Raw genomic sequence first — 17988 nt, 5'->3', positions numbered from 1 at the left:
ATGATGGATGTCGAACTTGTTACTAGATTCATCATATCTTGTTCACCGGAAAATGTAAAGTTGTTAGAAATTTTGGCGAATAGAGAAAAATTTGCTGATACCTATGTTATAGATTTTTTATTTTTTCAAAAAGGATTGCCGAGTAGGAAAACGTGGTATAAGATAAGAACAAACGTTCCCTTTTGAGAGGTGAGTATGATGAAGAAGCAGGAACTACCGAAAGCTTCTATCTTCTGCATCGATATGTGCGGCTTTTACGCGAGTGTTTCGGCGGTTGAGCTTGGACTGGACCCTCTAGAAGTTTGTCTTGCAGTTGTCGGGAATCAGGAACGAAAAGGCAGTGTAGTACTAGCAGCATCGCCAATGATGAAAAAACGTTTTGGTGTTAGGACAGGTACGCGGCTGTTTGAAATTCCAAATCATCAAGATATTTTATTAGTAGAGCCGAAAATGAAATTGTATTTGCAAAAATCTATGGCGATTACAGAATTGTTGGCAAGTTATGCGCCGAAAGAATCGATTCATATTTACAGTGTTGACGAAAGTTTTATCGAACTGACCGGTACCGAGAAACTATGGGGACCACCCGAATCTACTATGCGCCGTATTCAGCAAGAATTATTAGACTCTTTTAAACTGCCATCCTCAGTGGGCGGAGGGCCAAATATGTTGTTGGCGAAGTTAGCATTGGATTTAGAAGGGAAAAATACAGGGTTTGCTTATTGGGGCTATAGCGATGTTCCGAAGAAATTGTGGCCAGTCCAACCACTGAGTCGAATGTGGGGGATCGGATCTCGAACAGAGAAAACCTTAAACACTATGGGCATTTTTTCAGTGGGAGATTTAGCGTGTACCGACGTTTCTGTTCTAGAAAAACAATTTGGTATTATGGGCAATCAACTCTATCAACATGCAAATGGCATCGATCTTTCGGATATGGGATCACCCTTAGTCGAAGGCCAAATTAGCTATGGCAAAGGACAGATTTTGTATAGAGACTACATAGAAGAACAAGACATCATGACCATTATTCTAGAGATGTGTGAGGACGTCGCAATGCGAACACGGCAAGCTCGACGTGCAGGGCGAACTATCCATTTGAGTATTGCCTATAGCAAGACAGCGTTTGGAGGAGGGTTTTCCCGTTCGCGGTCTATAGACGAAGCTACGAATGACACCATGGAGATGTACCGTGTTTGTCAAAGTCTTTTCAGAGAGCATTTCCAACACAAACCGGTACGGCAAATTTCACTGGCTATTAGCAATTTAGAAGAAGAATCATCTATGCAGCTCAGTTTGTTTGATGAAAAAAAGTTTGAAAACAGACAACTTGGAGAAGCGATGGACACAATTCGAAAACGCTATGGCTATTCAGCAATCTACCGTGGCATATCTGCTACGCAAGCAGGTACTGCCATCGCCCGAACCAAGTTAATCGGCGGACACAATAAAGAGTAAAGGGGATGGGTCGAGTGAAACACAATAAATATTTAAAAGTCGTAGGAGACGTTAAAGATCGCGGGCGTATTAAGTGGACCGCGTTAATGTTGCCAGAGCATGTCGAAATGATTCGAGAATGGTACGCAAAAGATGAACTAGTAGCAAAGCCACAGTTAACTGAAGATGACTTACAGCTACTCCAAGAAGAACTGGATATTGCATTAAAGCGCCAATGTGAAGTGGTACTCAAAAACTGGGAGGAAGGGGTGGTTTATGAGTATAGAGGGACGATTGAAGGCATCGATGCAAGAAGTCGCATCCTTATTTGTAAAGAAGGAGAAAAAAGACATAGGCTGCCGATAGATCGCGTGGTTTCGATTGTGATGGTTGAGTAGCAAGCTATAACTACAATATTCAAGGCGTTGCGGTTTAGAGCAAAGATACTCCGGTAACGCAAGTCTCAATTAATAGCTTCTTAGCTCACTTTTACGAGAAAGTAGAAGAGTGGAGATGTAGTTTAAACTCATTTTTAGTAGGCGAGAAAAAGAGTGCTCTTTAAATTTCAAAACTAGAAGTTATCTTTAATAAATTCACTGCCTAAAGTATTCTGAAAATTAAGATTATTTATTGACTATTAATTAGCGAACCAGTAATCTGACATTGAGTATAATAAATACACAATAAGGAGGAAGGTATATGATTAATTCGGTTGAAGGAAAGAACTTTAAAGTAACCCCTTTGTTTCACTATATCCAAAGGCAAGCAGAAGCAGCTAGTCTATATGTTCATTGGGCAAACGCCAAAGAAACATTACAACTTTTTGAGAATGAAGAGTCTTTAAGGTTAGGGAAACGCTATATCGGAGCTATTCAATATGAAGGAAGTAATAAACATTTAGAAAAAGAACCCGATAAAGTGAGTCTTCGGTTTAAGAGAAGCAATCTTGCAGATTATTTGAGAGAAAATCTAGAAAAGGTCACAACATTTCGGCGTGATAAAAATATAGGGCCAGCCATAAATACTTCAGCCGAGTCTATTGCCTTTAAATTTCACAGGTTAGAAAAAGATGAGGAAGAAACTATTAAGGAAATTTTTTCTGTAGTAGAAAAGCATTATTCATCAGAATAAGTCGTCAATTCTATGTGCGCATTTTCTTTGCCCCAGCTGCAATGTGGTGTTGTCACTGAAAGTGAGAAAAATTCGAGTTATTTTCCAAATCCAAGAAAAGTTAAATCATTTTATTAGTAACGCTCGTCTTTTGCTGAAAAATAGACATAAAAAACTCCTCATTCTGAACTTTACAGAATGAGGAGTTTTGTATTTCACTCGAAAAACGAGTAAAGTACAACGTAATAATCAATGGTCTGTACTGGGATCGAACCAGTGACCCCTTCGATGTCAACGAAGTGCTCTCCCGCTGAGCTAACAGACCTCAATTTCCAGGACAAATTTAATTATAGCTCGTCCGTAGAAAAAGTCAATACTAATGAAAAGAGAGAAAAAGCCCTTTCAGTCTACTGTCCAACGCCTCTAAATCCTGCATCCTGTGCATCTTGTTCAGAGCAAAACCATTCTTCTGGATTGGTTTGTTCGTAGGAAGAATCACTTGGTAAATGGTAGATTTTATTGCCGTTACGGTTAATATTTCCTTTAATATTGCATTCATCTGGTTGTTGTCCAGCAGAAGGGGACGTATTAGCAGCTGGTTCTTGTCCGTATGCATCTGCATTGAATCCGCGGTCGGTTGAGTAATTTTCGTATTGCCAAATGCCAACTTTATTTTCTTTCGCAAGTTGTTCTGCTTGTTCGAATTGCTCAAGGTAACGTGTGTTTGGCGGGAATACGTATGCGACTCGAGCCAATCCCACTCTAATCATTTGTTCTTGAACGCTTTCGCCATCCACATAAATATAAGCAAGCAATCGATCATAATCATCAAAGCGGTCGCCAACATCAAACTCGATAGAAACGTCACCTGATTCAATAATTCGTTTGTTTTCTTCCGTAGCATCTTTACCAAGCGGTTGTTCGCCTAAGCGCGGATGATTGGTTTCCGGTGTATCCATCAATAAGTAACGAACAGTTACTTCTTCGCCCTCATATATAATTTTAATGGTATCGCCATCAATGACTTGTGTTACTTCCACATCTATTTGATCGGTTGTGTTGGGTGTATCAATGGATTCGACCATTCCGCAGCCTGATAAAAAAAACAAAGCTAGTAATATGACTTTTAGTTTCATTGCAACCCCTGCTTTCGTTCTTTCATTATACGAACAATCGACTAGCCTGGCAATCGACTCTATTGCATAATAAAACGCCTCTTTCAATCAATAATTGAAAAGGCGTTGCTATGTAGGTAAGTGATAAATTGGGGTTAGTCTCATCAATTAAAGTGCAGACTCCGAAGGTACTTGGGTTTCCGTGTAATACAGAAGAGATTCTTCGGTTACATTTTCTAACTTTTCCTTATTGACCCCTACTTCTAATTCACCTGTGAAAATAGGTTCCCACCATTTTGCCTGTTCATTCATAAAAGTTCCTCCCTCGAAATTGTAATGGTATTGTTTGACTATTCTATACCCCTAAAGGTTACACTAATAAACAAACATTGTGAAAAAGCCGAAAAGCTTTAAAGGAGAGATAATGGATGATTTCAATTGGCATCATTGGAGCGGGAATTATAGGAGAACGTATTATAAAACAACTGCAACAAGAGGAAAGTCGCGTAGAAATAAAAATCGTTTACGATGAACAAACTGAACGACTTACAGAAATTAGCCAAACCTATGGAATTCCGATGGCGAAATCTGTCGAAGATGTCCTTCATTCGGATATAAATTGGGTGTATATTGCGACGCCACCCGCGTTCCATGCAGAAATTGCGGAGCTGGCGGCGAGTGCAGGGATTAATATATTGTGTGAAAAACCATTAGCCCATAATGTGGAAGCTGGCGAATCGATGGTAGCATCCGTGCAAAACAATCGAGTACAAACGGCGATGCATTTTCCATTAATGTATAAACCGGTCATTCGTGAAATGTCCAAGCGTATTAAAACCGGACACATTGGGAAAGTTGTTCGCATTGAACTTCAAACTTTTTTCCCAGACTGGCCAAGACTGTGGCAGCAAAATCCATGGATTGGTTCGAGAAATCAAGGCGGGTTTGTTCGTGAAGTTTTTCCTCACTATTTTCAATTAATGAACCGATTGTTTGGTGAATTATCCTTTACTTCCCATCACATTACTTATCCAGAACAAGCAGATAAATGTGAAACAGGGATGATTGCACATGGACTCACTGAAGACCAAATTCCGTTTCTATTGACGGGAATTAGTAACATCGGTCAAAAAGAGTTATTGCAGTTTAAAGTGTATGGCGAACAAGGGGTGTTAACGTTGGAAAATTGGACAACCCTTTACGAGTCGGTAAAAGGAGAAGACCGTCAATTGATTAGCGATTTCAAAGACGTGCCTTCGCTTTTTGACGAAATGAACGAGCAATCGACGTTGTTAGTTAATTTTAAAGAAGGGTTAATTGTTCAGCGCTATATTGATCATTTATTAATGGACTAGGTATTGGCAAACAGAAAATAATCGGAGTCATTAGCTTAGCGTATCAACTGGCTTGATGGGTATAATGAAGAAACTTAGAGGAGGTTGGACAATGAATTTTACTGCAACTGATGTAGACCGCATGATTGAAGAACAACAAGCATATTTTTATACAGGTGATACAAAACCAGCAGCTTTTCGAATTGAACAATTATATCGCTTAAAAAGCGTTATCCAATCTCATGCAACTGATATAATCGATGCCTTGAAAAAAGACTTAGGCAAAAGTGAGTTTGAAGCCTATGCCACAGAAGTCGGTTTTGTGCTTGATAGCATCAGCACAATGGCAAAAAACTTAGAAGACTGGATGAAACCAGAGCAAGTTAAAACACCACTTCACTTGCAACCAGCAAAAAGCTTTGTTATACACGAACCGTATGGCTCTGTATTGATCATTGGGCCATTTAATTATCCATTCCAGTTAGTGATGGAACCGTTAATTGGCGCTATTATTGGTGGGAATTGTGCAATTGTGAAGCCATCTGAAGCAACGCCAAATGTAGCAAAAGTAATTCGAACAATTATTGAAGAAGCATTTCCTTCTTACTACATTCGTGTAGTTGAAGGCGAACGGGAAGAAGTAACAGCATTGATCCATGCGCCATTTGATTATATTTTCTTCACAGGCAGTGTCAATGTCGGGAAAGTCATTATGAAAGCAGCATCAGAGCGTTTAACTCCGATTACTCTAGAGCTTGGTGGGAAAAGTCCGGCAATTGTCGACCAAACGGCAGATCTCGATTTGGCTGTAAAACGTATTGCCTGGGGTAAATTGATGAATACAGGCCAAACATGTGTGGCACCGGATTATATTTGTGTCCACGAATCGGTTAAAGATGAATTTATAAAAAAATTAACGAAAACGATTCAAAACTTTTATGGCAAAGACGCACAACAAAGTCCGGATTATGGACGCATCGTTAACACGCAGCATTTTGATCGTTTAGCAGAAATTGTCCAAAAAGAAGCCAACCAAGTTGTTTATGGGGGCAAGATGGACCGCGCTGACTTGTATATCGAACCCGTTTTATTAGATCGAGTAGGATGGGATAGTCCTTCAATGGAAGATGAAATTTTCGGACCGATTTTACCTATTATTAGCTATACCGATTTACCGTTATTGCTGCGCCAAATTCGCAAACTGCCTAAACCGTTGTCGGCATATTTCTTCTCAGAAAATGACCGCGCAACGCAATTTTTCTTAGAGCAATTGCCATTCGGTGGTGGTTGTATTAACGATACGGTCTCTCATGTGGGGAGTGCTTACTTGCCATTTGGCGGGGTCGGTACATCTGGGATAAATTCTTATCACGGAAAATCTAGTTTTGAAACCTTTACACATGCCAAGTCCATTTTGAAAAAATCTACTAAATTGTCAACCAATATTCTTTTTCCGCCTTATAAAAACAAAGCGAAATGGATAAAAACAGTCCTGAAATAAACGTCCTACGGATTGTTTTTAGGAAGAGTAATTTGTGCCAAGTGTACAAAAAAAGAAAGCGAGCAACTGCTTAGTTGCTCGCTTTTTCTATGTTACCCAGTTTGCTTTAAAAGAATTTTAGCCACTGTGCCAATCCCTTTAGAGCTTGAAATGGAGAGCTTGCCTTTGTGCTCTTGAATGATTTTTTGAGAAACAATTAATCCTAATCCTGTACCGCTTGCTTTCGTGGTATAAAAAGGTTCGAAAATCTCATTCAATTCTTTTTCCGAAAGGCCTTTTCCGGTATCTTCAAAAGAAATGGAGAACATGTCATTGTCTTCAGTTTTTAAAGCAACCCGTACTTCTCCTGGTCGATGCATAGATTCTACAGCATTTTTTAATAGATTAATGAAAACTTGTTTTAAATGATGCTCTTCTCCATTTAACTGAAAATCTTTTTCCCAGTCTTTTATCAAAGTGATGCCATTCATATTCAACTCGGAACTAAATAATAGAAGAATGTCATCTAACGCTTTTTGGACACTAAAGACTTTCAATGTTGCAGCTTGAGGTTTGGCCAACACCAAAAATTCACTAATGATCAAGTTGATTCGGTCTAACTCTGACTGAATCAGCTCCGTATACTCTGGGAAGGGATGTTTTGAATCATGATGCATCATCTGGATAAAACCGGAGATCACTGTCATCGGATTTCTAATTTCATGGGCAACACCGGCCGCAATTTCACCAGCAAGCTTTAGTTTTTCAGTTTGAACAATTAGCTTTTCGGCTTCTTTTTGATAACTAATATCACGTGAAATCATGGAAGTTGCAATTATTTTTTCGGAATCATCAAGAATAGGCGACAACGTAATCTGTGCAAAAAAGCGACTGCCATCTTTCCGGGCTTCTTCAGTTTCTAAAAGGGAGTAACTTTTTCCTCTGCGAACTTGTTGTGCACGCATTTTAACAGCTAGTGCATTTTCAAGCGGATAAAAAGGCAAAGTTTGGCCGATGCATTCTTCGGAAGTCCAGCCGTATAATTCTTCAAAAGCCGGATTGACCGCAATGATTTTTTCTTCTGAATCGAAAACGGCAATAGCATCTTTTGCTGTTTCAAAAAACAATTGCAAATAACCTTCTTTTGATAATAACGCCTTTTCCATTGATGCATTTTTGGTCTCTAATTGTTTCCAATAATGGCTAAAGTAAAGACTGTGAAGCAATGTAAGGAAAAACACACTGGAAGTAAAAACAACAATGGATAATTGAATATAAGAAAGCGAAGCTCCTGGCACAAAGCGATCGTATATGGTGAGAAATAACACAAATTCAATCGCTGTTACGAGTCCTAGAAATAAGAGAGGTTTTGTTTCATTGTATAAAGCACATATAATAATAGGGACAACAAAATAAACAAGCGTAATCGGAGCAAAAGATTCGAAATTCAAAATGAATATGTACAAATTCATGGCAAAAAGAATCGCGTATTGCAACGTACGCTCATTTGCTTTAGTGATGAGTAACAGCAACAAAAAATAAGAAGAAATTCCAAAAAGTGGAGAAACGATAGCGGCGTTACTATCTACTATTTGATTGAGCAGAAAGTGAAAAATACTTAGGGCTCCATATATATGGATAAATAATTGACTTCTTTTACGATTGATAAGCTTGCTTTCCATTAGACACCTCGGTATTTTTAAGAATGTAATTTAAACGAATAAGCTGCGTTTAGTAGTAAACGCCTGTTTTTGTTAAAAGATAAGTTCGAAAACACATAGAAACATAGTTTTGAGTTCAACTTATACTATAATACTATAAGTCAGGACTGTGCGAACATCTATGATTTTGATATGATTATAAGATCGAGGAGTGATAATGATGACTTATCAATGGAATCAAAACGAAACGGTCGATTTATTAAAAGAATTAGTGGAAATTCCAAGCCCATCGGGATATACAATGGACGTCATGTCAAAAATCAGTGCATTATTGACACAGTGGAATGTTGAATATAAAACGACTCACAAAGGGGCTGTAATTGCGACGATCCCTGGAGAAAATCAAGAGCAACATCGGTTATTAACGGCACATGTCGATACACTTGGCGCAATGGTAAAAGAAATTAAACCAAGCGGTCGATTAAAATTATCTTTAGTAGGCGGTTTTAAATTTAATGCTATCGAAGGTGAAAATTGCCTAATACATAAAGCGGACGGCTCAACAGTTTCAGGAACGATTTTGTTGCATCAAACAACTGTTCACGTTTATAAAGATGCAGGTACGGCAGAACGCAATGCAGATAATATGGAAGTACGGTTAGATGAGAAAGCCTTTTCTAAAGATGACGTGCGTAGTCTAGGGATCGAAGTGGGAGATTTTGTTTCGTTTCAGCCAAGATTTGAAGCAACTTCGTCTGGATATGTTAAATCCCGTCATTTAGACGATAAAGCCAGTACCGCTTTAGTTCTTCAATTAGTTAAACATTTGAGTGAAACCAAAGAGCAATTGCCATACACCACTCATTTTTATATTTCCAATAATGAAGAAATTGGCTACGGTGGAAACGCAAGTATCCCACTCGAAACCCAAGAATACATTGCGGTTGATATGGGCGCTATTGGAGACGGACAAGAATCAGACGAATATACCGTTTCCATTTGTGCAAAAGATTCAAGCGGTCCTTATCATTACGGTTTGACTCGTCACTTGATTGCTTTAGCGCAAACGAATTCCATTGACTATAAAGTAGACATTTATCCATATTACGGTTCGGATGCATCAGCTGCGATTAGTGCAGGGCATGATATTAAGCACGCCTTGTTTGGTCCTGGAATTGAAGCTTCCCATTCGTATGAACGTACGCATATCGATTCCTTAAAAGCGGCGGCAGCATTGCTCTATGCATATGTATTGTCTCCATTGGTTTCATAAGAGTTAGGAGAGGATTTCATGAACAGCAAAGAATTATTAGCGTCAATTCCTTATAAACAAATTAAAGGAGAGTTACCAGAACATATTGAGCATTTAACAATTGACTCTCGTGATATAAAAGCAAATTCGGCTTTTATTTGTATCAAAGGTTATACAGTCGATGGCCACGATTTTGCGCAACAAGCAGCAAATCAAGGAGCAACACTCATTATTACTGAAAAACCAATGACGATTGACAATGCGACGGTAGTGGAAGTTGAAAGCACCTCGCGAACACTCGGACTTTTAGCGACTAAATTTTACGATTATCCATCTAAGCTTTTGCATATGATTGGAGTTACCGGAACTAATGGCAAGACGAGTGTAGCAGGTATTTTGCATTCAATGTTAATGGAGTTGGGCGAAAAGTCAGCGTTGACAGGAACAATTGGTTTTAATTTAAATGGACAATTGCATCCATCAGCAAATACAACAAACGATGTCCTAACAACTCAACAAATGATTGCACGTGCACGAGACGAAGATTGTTCGCATATGACAATGGAAGTTTCATCGCACGGGTTAGTTTTAGGGCGTCTAGCTGGTGTGGAATTTGATACCGCTATTTTTACTAATTTGACGCACGATCATTTGGATTTCCATGGAACGATGGAAGAGTATGGACATGCCAAAGCTCTGTTATTTTCACAACTCGGGCAAGATCTGGCCAATCAAAAGCAAGCAATTTTAAATGCTGATGATCCGTGGTCTAAAGAACTCGCAAAAATGACGCCTCATCCGGTATACACTTACGGCATTCAAAACGATGCCCAGTTTCAGGCAAAAGACATTCAATTGATGCATACGGGCACAAACTTTACATTGACTTGTGTAGAAGGTGAATTCCCCGTAACAATGAAACTGCTTGGTGAGTTTAATGTTTCGAATGCGCTCGCCTCAATTGCAGCTTTGTATGCAGAAGGATACAAGCTTGACGAAATTTTGAAAGCACTCGCGACAATTGCACCTGTAGAAGGACGTATGCAGAAAGTTGAAGTCGAAGCGCCTATATCGATTTTTATCGATTATGCTCATACCCCTGATGCAATCGAAAAAGCAATTGACGCCGTTCAAGATTTTAAAAAGAACCGGATTATTTTCTTAGTGGGTACAGGTGGCAACCGTGATAAAACGAAGCGTCCAATTATGGCTGAAAAAGCCTCGATTGCAGATTACGTTGTTTTAACAACCGATGATCCACGCGATGAAGCGTATGACAGTATTTTAGGTGATTTGGAATTAGGCATGACCCATAGCAATTTCGCATGCATTGGTGATCGTGCAAAAGCAGTAGAGCATGCCATAGAGCAAGCTGAAGTTGGTGACATTATCATCCTTGCTGGAAAAGGGCATGAAGACTACCAAATCGTGGGGAATACGAAGTACCCACACAGTGATAAAGAAATTGCGATACAACAAGCGTTGAAAAAGTTTCAGTAAAAAGGAGCCTATAATGGCTTCTTTTTTCTGTAGACATTAAAATTCCTTGTTTTTTTCAGTCCCCTTCTCTAATATGAAGAGAGTAGATTAAAGGAGCGTATAAACATGTCAGACCAATTAAAGAATGAAATTCAAAATAGAAGAACCTTCGCCATCATCTCCCACCCAGATGCTGGTAAAACGACGTTAACTGAAAAATTATTGTTATTTGGTGGAGCTATTCGTGATGCCGGAACAGTAAAAGGGAAAAAAAGCGGCAAGTTCGCTACTTCCGATTGGATGGAAATTGAAAAACAACGCGGAATTTCTGTAACTTCTTCCGTTATGCAATTCGACTATGATGGTCATCGCGTCAACATTTTAGACACACCTGGACACCAAGATTTCAGTGAAGATACGTATCGTACCTTAATGGCAGTAGACAGCGCAGTGATGATTATTGATGTGGCTAAAGGGATTGAAGCGCAAACTGTCAAACTATTTAAAGTATGTAAAATGCGCGGTATACCAATTTTTACGTTCATCAATAAAATGGACCGTCAAGGAAAAGAGCCATTAGAGTTAATGGAAGAACTTGAAGAAGTTCTTGGCATTCAATCATATGCAATGAATTGGCCAATCGGGATGGGGAAAGAATTCCTCGGAATTTATGACCGTTTTAACAAACGTGTTGAACCTTTCCGTTCAGAAGGAGAACGTTTCCTTGACTTAGATGAAAACGGTCGATTGATCGCAGACCATGAAATGAAAAAAACATCTTATTACACGCAAGCAATGGATGATATTGATTTGTTGGACGAGGCAGGCAATGAGTTTTCATTTGACCGTGTCAAAAAAGGTGAATTGACGCCTGTGTTCTTTGGTAGTGCATTGGCTAATTTTGGTGTAGAAACATTCCTTGAAACGTATTTGCAATTTGCACCACCACCGCAACCACGTATTACGCAAGAGGAAGAAATCATTGATCCAACGGAAATGCCGTTTTCAGGATTTATCTTTAAAATCCAAGCGAATATGAATCCAGCTCACCGCGATCGTATCGCTTTTGTCCGCATCGTATCAGGTAAATTTGAGCGTGGAATGAACGTGACGTTAGCGCGTACAGGAAAAAATATTAAGTTATCTCAGACCACGCAATTTTTAGCGGATGATCGTGAAATGGTTAGTGAAGCAGTAGCGGGCGACATCATCGGTTTGCATGATGTAGGGAATTATCAAATCGGAGATACGATTACGAGCGGGAAGAAATTCCAATTCGAAAGTTTGCCACAGTTTACGCCAGAACTATTTGTAAAAGTAACGGCCAAAAATGTCATGAAACAAAAACATTTCCATAAAGGGATTCTTCAATTGGTACAAGAAGGTGCCATTCAATACTACAAAACATTGCATTTAGAAGAAGTGATTCTTGGTGCAGTCGGTCAACTTCAGTTTGAAGTGTTCGAACACCGGATGAAAAACGAATACAATGTAGATGTGCGTATGGAGCCAGTAGGCAATAAAATCGCTCGTTGGATTGAAAATGAAGAAGATGTGAAAGAATCGATGTCAAGCGGACGTTCAATGCTTGTGCGTGATCGTTTTGATAACTATGTATTCTTATTTGAGAACGAGTTTGCAACACGCTGGTTCCAAGATAAAAATCCAGACATTCGTTTATACAGTCTTTTATAGAAGTGAATACCTGTTTAGGCAGGTTTCAACTGCAGACAAATTCGATTTATTCGAGTTGTCTGCAGTTTTTTCTTTTTTGAAAAGTGTCAGAAGAGTGAACACACTCTATTAAATTTGCGGTTGTAGGAAATTTTTCTTATGATTAAAGAACAAAGTAAAGAGAGGGTTTGAAAAAAATGAAAATAAGTGATTTTTCCATAAAACGGCCTGTCTTTACCATCGTCATTATGTTTTTAGTAATCATTTTAGGTATTGTCTCATTTACACGAATTCCGATTACGTTAATTCCAGAACTAAACCCACCTATAGGTGTGGTAGTCACAAATTATCCAGGGGCTAGTCCTACAGAAGTAAGTGAAAAAATTACAAAGCCTTTAGAGGCAAATTTAGCAACGTTACCCGGCATTAAATCGATTCAGTCGAATAGCCAAGAAGGATCAAATTTTATCCTTTTAGAATTTGATTGGTCAACCGATATTGATGATGTCCAGCCGGATATTGCGCAACGAATCGATCAAACGCCGATACCTGATGATGCGAATGATCCGCGCTTTTTAAAATTTGACCCAGCGCAATTCCCGATTTTGCAACTGTCATTACGCTCAAGCAATCCAGATGCAGACGTACGCGTAATTGCAGAAGAATTGGAAACCGAACTCCGCCAAACAGAAGGAGTTGCAAGTGTAAACATTTCAGGTTCTTTAATAGAAGAAATTCAAATCGAATTAGATCAAGCAGCACTTGAAGAACGTGGCTTGCAACAATCAGATGTTGTGCAACTCATCCAAGCGAATAATATTTCACTTCCTGGAGAACCCATTGAAACAGAAGATGGTCGTAACTTAACTACGCGCATCATTAGTACGTTAACCAGCGTAGAAGAGATTCGAGATTTAGTTTTAACGATCGATCCATTAGAAGGGGATAACATAACAATTGGCGATGTTGCGACAGTAGACATTAGTGAACGTGAAAGTAATAGTGAAACAAGAACAAACGAAGAGCCTGCGGTATTGTTATCAGCTCTTCAAGAGTCTCAAGCCAACACAGCAGAGGTTTCAGATGCTTTCCAAAACCGACTTGATGAACTGTTAAGTGAAGATCGTTTTGAAGGAGTACAAGCAGATATTCTGTTTGACCAAGGTGACTATGTCAAACTTGCAATTGGCAATATTGGTCGGACATTAGTTCTTGGTGGAATCTTTGCAATGCTTGTTCTTTTCTACTTCTTACGAGGTATTAAAAGTCCAATTATTATTGGAGTTGCGATTCCATATTCAGTTATTGTGACATTTGTTCTGATGTTTTTTGCAGATTTCGCTTTAAATATTTTAACGCTAGGTGCACTAGCATTAGGAATCGGAATGCTTGTAGATAATGCGATTGTTGTTATTGAAAATATTGAACGACATTTGGCTATGGGGAAAAATGCTAAAAAAGCGGCATCAGAAGGTGCCAAAGAAGTGTCAGGTGCGATTATCGCGTCTACGCTTACGACCGTAGCTGTTTTTATCCCGGTTATTTTCATATCAGGGTTAATTGGAGAGATTTTCTTTGAATTTGCCCTAACAATATCGTTTAGTCTTTTTGCTTCTTTGGCCGTTGCTTTAACTGTTATTCCTATGATGGCTTCTAGAATGTTAGGGAAAACGGGGAGTAAGCCGAAGATCCAAAAAGACACGTCAAGGAGTGTTAAAGCTTTCGAAAGGTCTGTTGTTTGGGCTCTACGAAATCGCATTATAGTATTGTTTACAGCGCTAGTGCTATTGATTGTTGGTGCTTTTGGCGTTATGCAAGTGGGTACAGAGTTTATCCCGGCTACAGATGAAGGATTTGTCAGTGTTTCAGTCGAGCTTGAAAACGGATCTTCTAGAACAGCTACAAACGAAGTTGTTGATTTGATAGAAGACGAATTAAAACAAGAAGAAGATGTTGATGTGTACGTTAGTTTGGTTGGATCAACACAACAAGGACAAGCACAAGGCTCTGCACAAGCGAACGTCGCTGAGATTTATGTGAAGTTAATTGACTTAGCAGATCGCGATCGTTCCATCTTTGAATTCGTGGATGACGTGCAGCCACGAATTCGGGAAACTGTTGGAGAACGTGCATTAGTCAGCTTTGACTTGCAAACAGCTGCAGGCTCTTCGCCGAACAATTTATCTTTCACTGTTACAGATACAAACCGGTTACGATTAGACAAAGCAGTTGTTGATATTGAAGAAGCTTTAACAAAACTTCCAGAAGTAACAGAGCTCACAAATGACCGCCAAGAAACTATTGATGAAATTCAGATGACGATTAACCGCGAAGCAGCAACTGAATATGGTTTACCGCCGGTTCAGATAGCTCAAGCGGTTAACAACATCACACGAGGTGTTCTTGCGAGTCAAGTATTGACAGAAGATGATGAAGTTTTAAGCGTTTATGTGGCATATGAAGAAGGGGAACGAAATAGTCTTGAAAAGCTTCGTGCTTTATCTCTTCGAACACCTTCAGGAGAATTTGTGGAACTTCAAGAATTGGCTGATATTGAAGTTGCACAAGGACCTGTCAGTATTCAACGAGTAGATCAGGCAGATAGTGTGTCCTTTACGCTACAATATCAATCGAGTATTACACTCGGTGATATGTCTGACCAAGTAGATGAAGAACTTGAAGCTTTAGATTTAGACGACGGTACGATGGTTTCATTTGGTGGGGATCGTGAACTACTCGATAACTCGATTAATGATATGTCTTTGGCGGTTTTACTAGCAATTGTGCTTGTCTATATCGCCATGGCTGCACAGTTCGAATCGTTTAAATATCCACTTGTTATTATGTTTACTGTTCCTCTAATGGCGATTGGGGTAGCAATTGCGCTGTTTATCACTCAAACTCCAGTCAGTATAACAGCCGTTATTGGATTGCTTGTTCTAGTCGGTATAGTTGTAAACAATGGGATTGTCTTGGTGGATTACATCAATCAGCGGAAAGAAGATGGCATGGGTTCTTATGATGCTATTGTCACCTCGGTTCATGATCGCCGCCGTCCAATTTTAATGACAGCTTTAACAACTATCCTTGGGTTACTGCCTTTAGCAATTGGGATAGGCGAAGGCACTGAAATCAATCAACCCATGGGAATAACGGTTATTGGGGGATTAATTAGTGCCACACTGTTGTCACTTTATGTTGTTCCAATTGTTTATAGTTTACTGGACGGACAAACAAGAAGAATGAATAAAAAGTAAGCCTTCGGGTTTACTTTTTTCTTTTGCTGTAAATTACCAGAAAATTTAGTATGATGAATAAAAAGGGGATGAAGTTATGGAAGAAATCGTGTTTACCGGATTTCCTGGGTTTATTGCCAGTCAATTAATATACCAGCATGCTCTTCAACATGAAATGATTTCTGCCATTATTTTACCATCCGAACGAGAAAAAGCAGAAACAGAAGCTAAACGGATTGAAAAAGAAACCAATTGTCGTGCGATTAAATTGATTGAAGGCGATATTACTCAGCTTGGATTAGCCATAAGCAACAAAGACCAAGAATATTTCAAAGAAAAAACAGTGACCTTTTGGCATTTAGCAGCCATTTATGATTTGGCAGTCCCAAGAGATCTCGCATGGAAAGTAAATGTTGAAGGAACCCGTCATGTTAATGAATTTGTTTCAAATTTACAAAATGTAAAACGGTATGTTTATTTTAGTACGGCCTATGTAGCAGGTAATAGAGAAGGTGTTATTTACGAAAGTGAATTAGAAAGACCAGCTGCTTTTAAAAACTTCTATGAAGAAACCAAGTTTGAAGCAGAACTACTTGTAGATGAACTAAAGAAATCACTACCAATCACCATTATTCGACCAGGCATTGTTCGAGGACATTCGCTTACAGGCAAAACCATCAAATTTGACGGACCTTATTTTTTCTTGAATTTAATTGATCGGGTTAAAATTTTGCCGTTTATTCCGTTTGTTGGACGGTCGACATCTTATATTAATGTGGTACCGATTGATTATATATTAGAGGCTTCTATGTACCTTAGTAAATTAGATGCAGCAGCTGGTCAAACTGTTCATTTAACAGATCCCGATCCCCACCCTGTAGAAGAAGTATATCGGAATATGGTCCAGTTAATGACAGGGAAACAGCCAAAAGGGCGTTTGCCACATCGTTTAGCAAAAGTTTCTTTATCGATTGCCCCAATCAGAAAAGCATTGGGGGTTGAAATTGAAACCTTGGATTATTTGACGTGGACGGCAGATTTCGATACAGAAAATGCAGAGCGCCTACTAGCAAACAGTAACATTCAGTGTGCCGATTTTTTAGAGACGATGCCTGCAATGGTGGAGTTTTACAATGTACATAAAAATGACAAAAACTTTCAAATCCTAATTCGTTAAACTATGACATGAATTGAAAAGATGCTATACTAACATTACAACTCAATACACTTTGACTTTCAGTCAAGGGGGAGTAGCTATAGGGAAACCTATTTCACAGTCGTCAATACATGGTTAGTAGCCATCGGTTGTGATAGCAAACGAAATTTGCTTAGCGAGACCTTTGCCTTTATTTAGGCAAGGGTCTTTTTTGTTGGCAAAAAACAGGAGGAGAAAGCAGAATGGAAGCAGTATTATTGGAATACGCTTGGGTTTTACTCGTTTTAGTAGGACTTGAAGGGTTATTGGCTGCAGATAATGCAGTAGTTATGGCAGTAATGGTTAAACACTTACCAAAAGCACAACAGAAAAAAGCGTTATTTTATGGGTTAGTAGGAGCATTTGTTTTCCGTTTTGCAGCGTTATTTATGATTACACTGCTGGTTAACATTTGGCAGATTCAAGCACTTGGTGCAGCGTATCTATTGTTTATTTCGATTAAGAGTATATATGACCAGCGCAAAGGCGATACAGATGAAAGTTTAGAAGGCATGGACGAAAAGCCGAAGAAAAAAGGTTCTGGCTTCTGGATGACTGTTTTAAAAGTTGAATTAGCAGATATTGCTTTTGCGATCGACTCAATGTTAGCAGCTGTAGCGTTAGCAGTTACATTGCCGCATTTAGATGTTTTTGGTATGAAAGATATTGGTGGGATTAACTCAGGTCAGTTTATGGTGATGTTAGCTGGTGGTTTAATCGGTGTTATCATCATGCGATTTGCTGCACATAAATTTGTACAATTGCTTGAGAAATATCCACAACTTGAAACAGCAGCATTTGTTATTGTGGGTTGGGTCGGAGTGAAGTTATTGGTTATGACTTTATCTCACGAAAATGTTGGCATTTTGCCTCATGACTTCCCACACTCTACACCATGGACTTTGGTCTTCTGGTCAGTATTGCTTGGAATTGTTGTTGTAGGTGGAGTTTTAGGAGTAAAGCAAAACAAAGAACAAGCGAAAGAACAGGAAGCAAAATAAGGATTTACTTGAAA

14 protein-coding genes and 1 tRNA gene are annotated in these 17988 nt (G+C 39.1%); 11 read left to right on the top strand and 4 right to left on the bottom strand.

Translation table 11 applies throughout. The annotated features are described in order from the left end of the window. The first annotated feature begins 198 nt into the window (after nt 1-198). From BCM40_RS11355 to BCM40_RS11345, 3 genes are all read left to right on the top strand, one after another. Nucleotides 199-1458, top strand: coding sequence for a Y-family DNA polymerase (locus BCM40_RS11355; RefSeq protein WP_197681425.1), 1260 nt, complete (start codon nt 199-201; stop codon nt 1456-1458). Between the two features lie 14 nt (nt 1459-1472). Continuing rightward, nucleotides 1473-1835, top strand: a complete 363-nt coding sequence (locus BCM40_RS11350) for a YolD-like family protein (protein ID WP_065527682.1) — start codon at nt 1473-1475, stop codon at nt 1833-1835. Between the two features lie 301 nt (nt 1836-2136). Then, nucleotides 2137-2568, top strand: a complete 432-nt coding sequence (locus BCM40_RS11345) for a hypothetical protein (protein ID WP_065525828.1) — start codon at nt 2137-2139, stop codon at nt 2566-2568. 232 nt (nt 2569-2800) lie between these two features. Here the strand turns inward: BCM40_RS11345 and BCM40_RS11340 are convergent. The 3 genes from BCM40_RS11340 to BCM40_RS16495 all read right to left on the bottom strand — a co-directional run bounded on the left by BCM40_RS11340 (nt 2801) and on the right by BCM40_RS16495 (nt 3974). Further along, nucleotides 2801-2872, bottom strand: a tRNA-Val gene (locus tag BCM40_RS11340). Nucleotides 2873-2954: 82 nt separating this feature from the next. Next, on the bottom strand, nt 2955-3683 hold the full coding sequence (locus BCM40_RS11335; protein ID WP_065525829.1) for a thermonuclease family protein: 729 nt from the start codon (nt 3681-3683) through the stop codon (nt 2955-2957). Nucleotides 3684-3830: 147 nt separating this feature from the next. Further along, entirely contained in the window at nt 3831-3974 is a 144-nt protein-coding gene (locus BCM40_RS16495; protein ID WP_008429789.1) for a hypothetical protein, read from the bottom strand. Nucleotides 3975-4090: 116 nt separating this feature from the next. Here BCM40_RS16495 and BCM40_RS11330 point away from each other — a divergent pair, with 116 nt between their 5' ends. Further along, nucleotides 4091-5017 (top strand): Gfo/Idh/MocA family protein, encoded by a 927-nt coding sequence (locus tag BCM40_RS11330; protein WP_065525830.1) that lies wholly within the window; start codon nt 4091-4093, stop codon nt 5015-5017. 91 nt (nt 5018-5108) lie between these two features. Beyond that, a complete protein-coding gene (locus tag BCM40_RS11325; RefSeq protein WP_065525831.1) occupies nt 5109-6497 on the top strand; it encodes an aldehyde dehydrogenase in 1389 nt (462 codons plus the stop codon). 92 nt (nt 6498-6589) lie between these two features. On the opposite strand, the gene BCM40_RS11320 is transcribed toward BCM40_RS11325, so the two are convergent. Further along, nucleotides 6590-8158 (bottom strand): ATP-binding protein, encoded by a 1569-nt coding sequence (locus tag BCM40_RS11320; protein WP_065525832.1) that lies wholly within the window; start codon nt 8156-8158, stop codon nt 6590-6592. A gap of 199 nt (nt 8159-8357) precedes the next feature. On the opposite strand from BCM40_RS11320, the gene BCM40_RS11315 reads away from it, so the two are divergent. From BCM40_RS11315 to BCM40_RS11290, 6 genes are all read left to right on the top strand, one after another. Beyond that, nucleotides 8358-9410, top strand: coding sequence for a M42 family metallopeptidase (locus BCM40_RS11315; RefSeq protein ID WP_065525833.1), 1053 nt, complete (start codon nt 8358-8360; stop codon nt 9408-9410). Between the two features lie 18 nt (nt 9411-9428). Beyond that, a complete protein-coding gene (locus BCM40_RS11310; RefSeq protein ID WP_065525834.1) occupies nt 9429-10889 on the top strand; it encodes a UDP-N-acetylmuramoyl-L-alanyl-D-glutamate--2,6-diaminopimelate ligase in 1461 nt (486 codons plus the stop codon). A 105-nt stretch (nt 10890-10994) separates the two neighbouring features. Beyond that, nucleotides 10995-12563, top strand: a complete 1569-nt coding sequence (locus BCM40_RS11305) for a peptide chain release factor 3 (RefSeq protein ID WP_065525835.1) — start codon at nt 10995-10997, stop codon at nt 12561-12563. Between the two features lie 176 nt (nt 12564-12739). Next, nucleotides 12740-15799, top strand: coding sequence for an efflux RND transporter permease subunit (locus BCM40_RS11300; RefSeq protein WP_065525836.1), 3060 nt, complete (start codon nt 12740-12742; stop codon nt 15797-15799). 76 nt (nt 15800-15875) lie between these two features. Further along, a complete protein-coding gene (locus tag BCM40_RS11295) occupies nt 15876-16955 on the top strand; it encodes an SDR family oxidoreductase (RefSeq protein WP_065525837.1) in 1080 nt (359 codons plus the stop codon). Between the two features lie 221 nt (nt 16956-17176). After that, a complete protein-coding gene (locus BCM40_RS11290) occupies nt 17177-17974 on the top strand; it encodes a TerC family protein (RefSeq protein ID WP_065525838.1) in 798 nt (265 codons plus the stop codon). The last annotated feature ends 14 nt before the right edge of the window (nt 17975-17988 follow it).

The sequence above is a fragment of the Planococcus donghaensis genome (genome assembly GCF_001687665.2).
Lineage (GTDB): Bacteria > Bacillota > Bacilli > Bacillales_A > Planococcaceae > Planococcus > Planococcus donghaensis.
The sequence above is the reverse complement of the archived record's forward strand: the minus strand, read 5'-3'. Positions and strand labels throughout refer to the sequence as shown.

What these genes read in the sequence shown, in the direction of transcription:
- BCM40_RS11300 (WP_065525836.1), top strand. Translation starts at nt 12,740, where the DNA reads ATGAAAATAAGTGATTTTTCCATAAAACGGCCTGTCTTTACCATCGTC.
- BCM40_RS16495 (WP_008429789.1), bottom strand. Translation starts at nt 3,974, where the DNA reads ATGAATGAACAGGCAAAATGGTGGGAACCTATTTTCACAGGTGAATTA.
- BCM40_RS11355 (WP_197681425.1), top strand. Translation starts at nt 199, where the DNA reads ATGAAGAAGCAGGAACTACCGAAAGCTTCTATCTTCTGCATCGATATG.
- BCM40_RS11310 (WP_065525834.1), top strand. Translation starts at nt 9,429, where the DNA reads ATGAACAGCAAAGAATTATTAGCGTCAATTCCTTATAAACAAATTAAA.
- BCM40_RS11330 (WP_065525830.1), top strand. Translation starts at nt 4,091, where the DNA reads ATGATTTCAATTGGCATCATTGGAGCGGGAATTATAGGAGAACGTATT.
- BCM40_RS11335 (WP_065525829.1), bottom strand. Translation starts at nt 3,683, where the DNA reads ATGAAACTAAAAGTCATATTACTAGCTTTGTTTTTTTTATCAGGCTGC.
- BCM40_RS11315 (WP_065525833.1), top strand. Translation starts at nt 8,358, where the DNA reads ATGACTTATCAATGGAATCAAAACGAAACGGTCGATTTATTAAAAGAA.
- BCM40_RS11345 (WP_065525828.1), top strand. Translation starts at nt 2,137, where the DNA reads ATGATTAATTCGGTTGAAGGAAAGAACTTTAAAGTAACCCCTTTGTTT.
- BCM40_RS11305 (WP_065525835.1), top strand. Translation starts at nt 10,995, where the DNA reads ATGTCAGACCAATTAAAGAATGAAATTCAAAATAGAAGAACCTTCGCC.
- BCM40_RS11320 (WP_065525832.1), bottom strand. Translation starts at nt 8,158, where the DNA reads ATGGAAAGCAAGCTTATCAATCGTAAAAGAAGTCAATTATTTATCCAT.
- BCM40_RS11290 (WP_065525838.1), top strand. Translation starts at nt 17,177, where the DNA reads ATGGAAGCAGTATTATTGGAATACGCTTGGGTTTTACTCGTTTTAGTA.
- BCM40_RS11295 (WP_065525837.1), top strand. Translation starts at nt 15,876, where the DNA reads ATGGAAGAAATCGTGTTTACCGGATTTCCTGGGTTTATTGCCAGTCAA.
- BCM40_RS11325 (WP_065525831.1), top strand. Translation starts at nt 5,109, where the DNA reads ATGAATTTTACTGCAACTGATGTAGACCGCATGATTGAAGAACAACAA.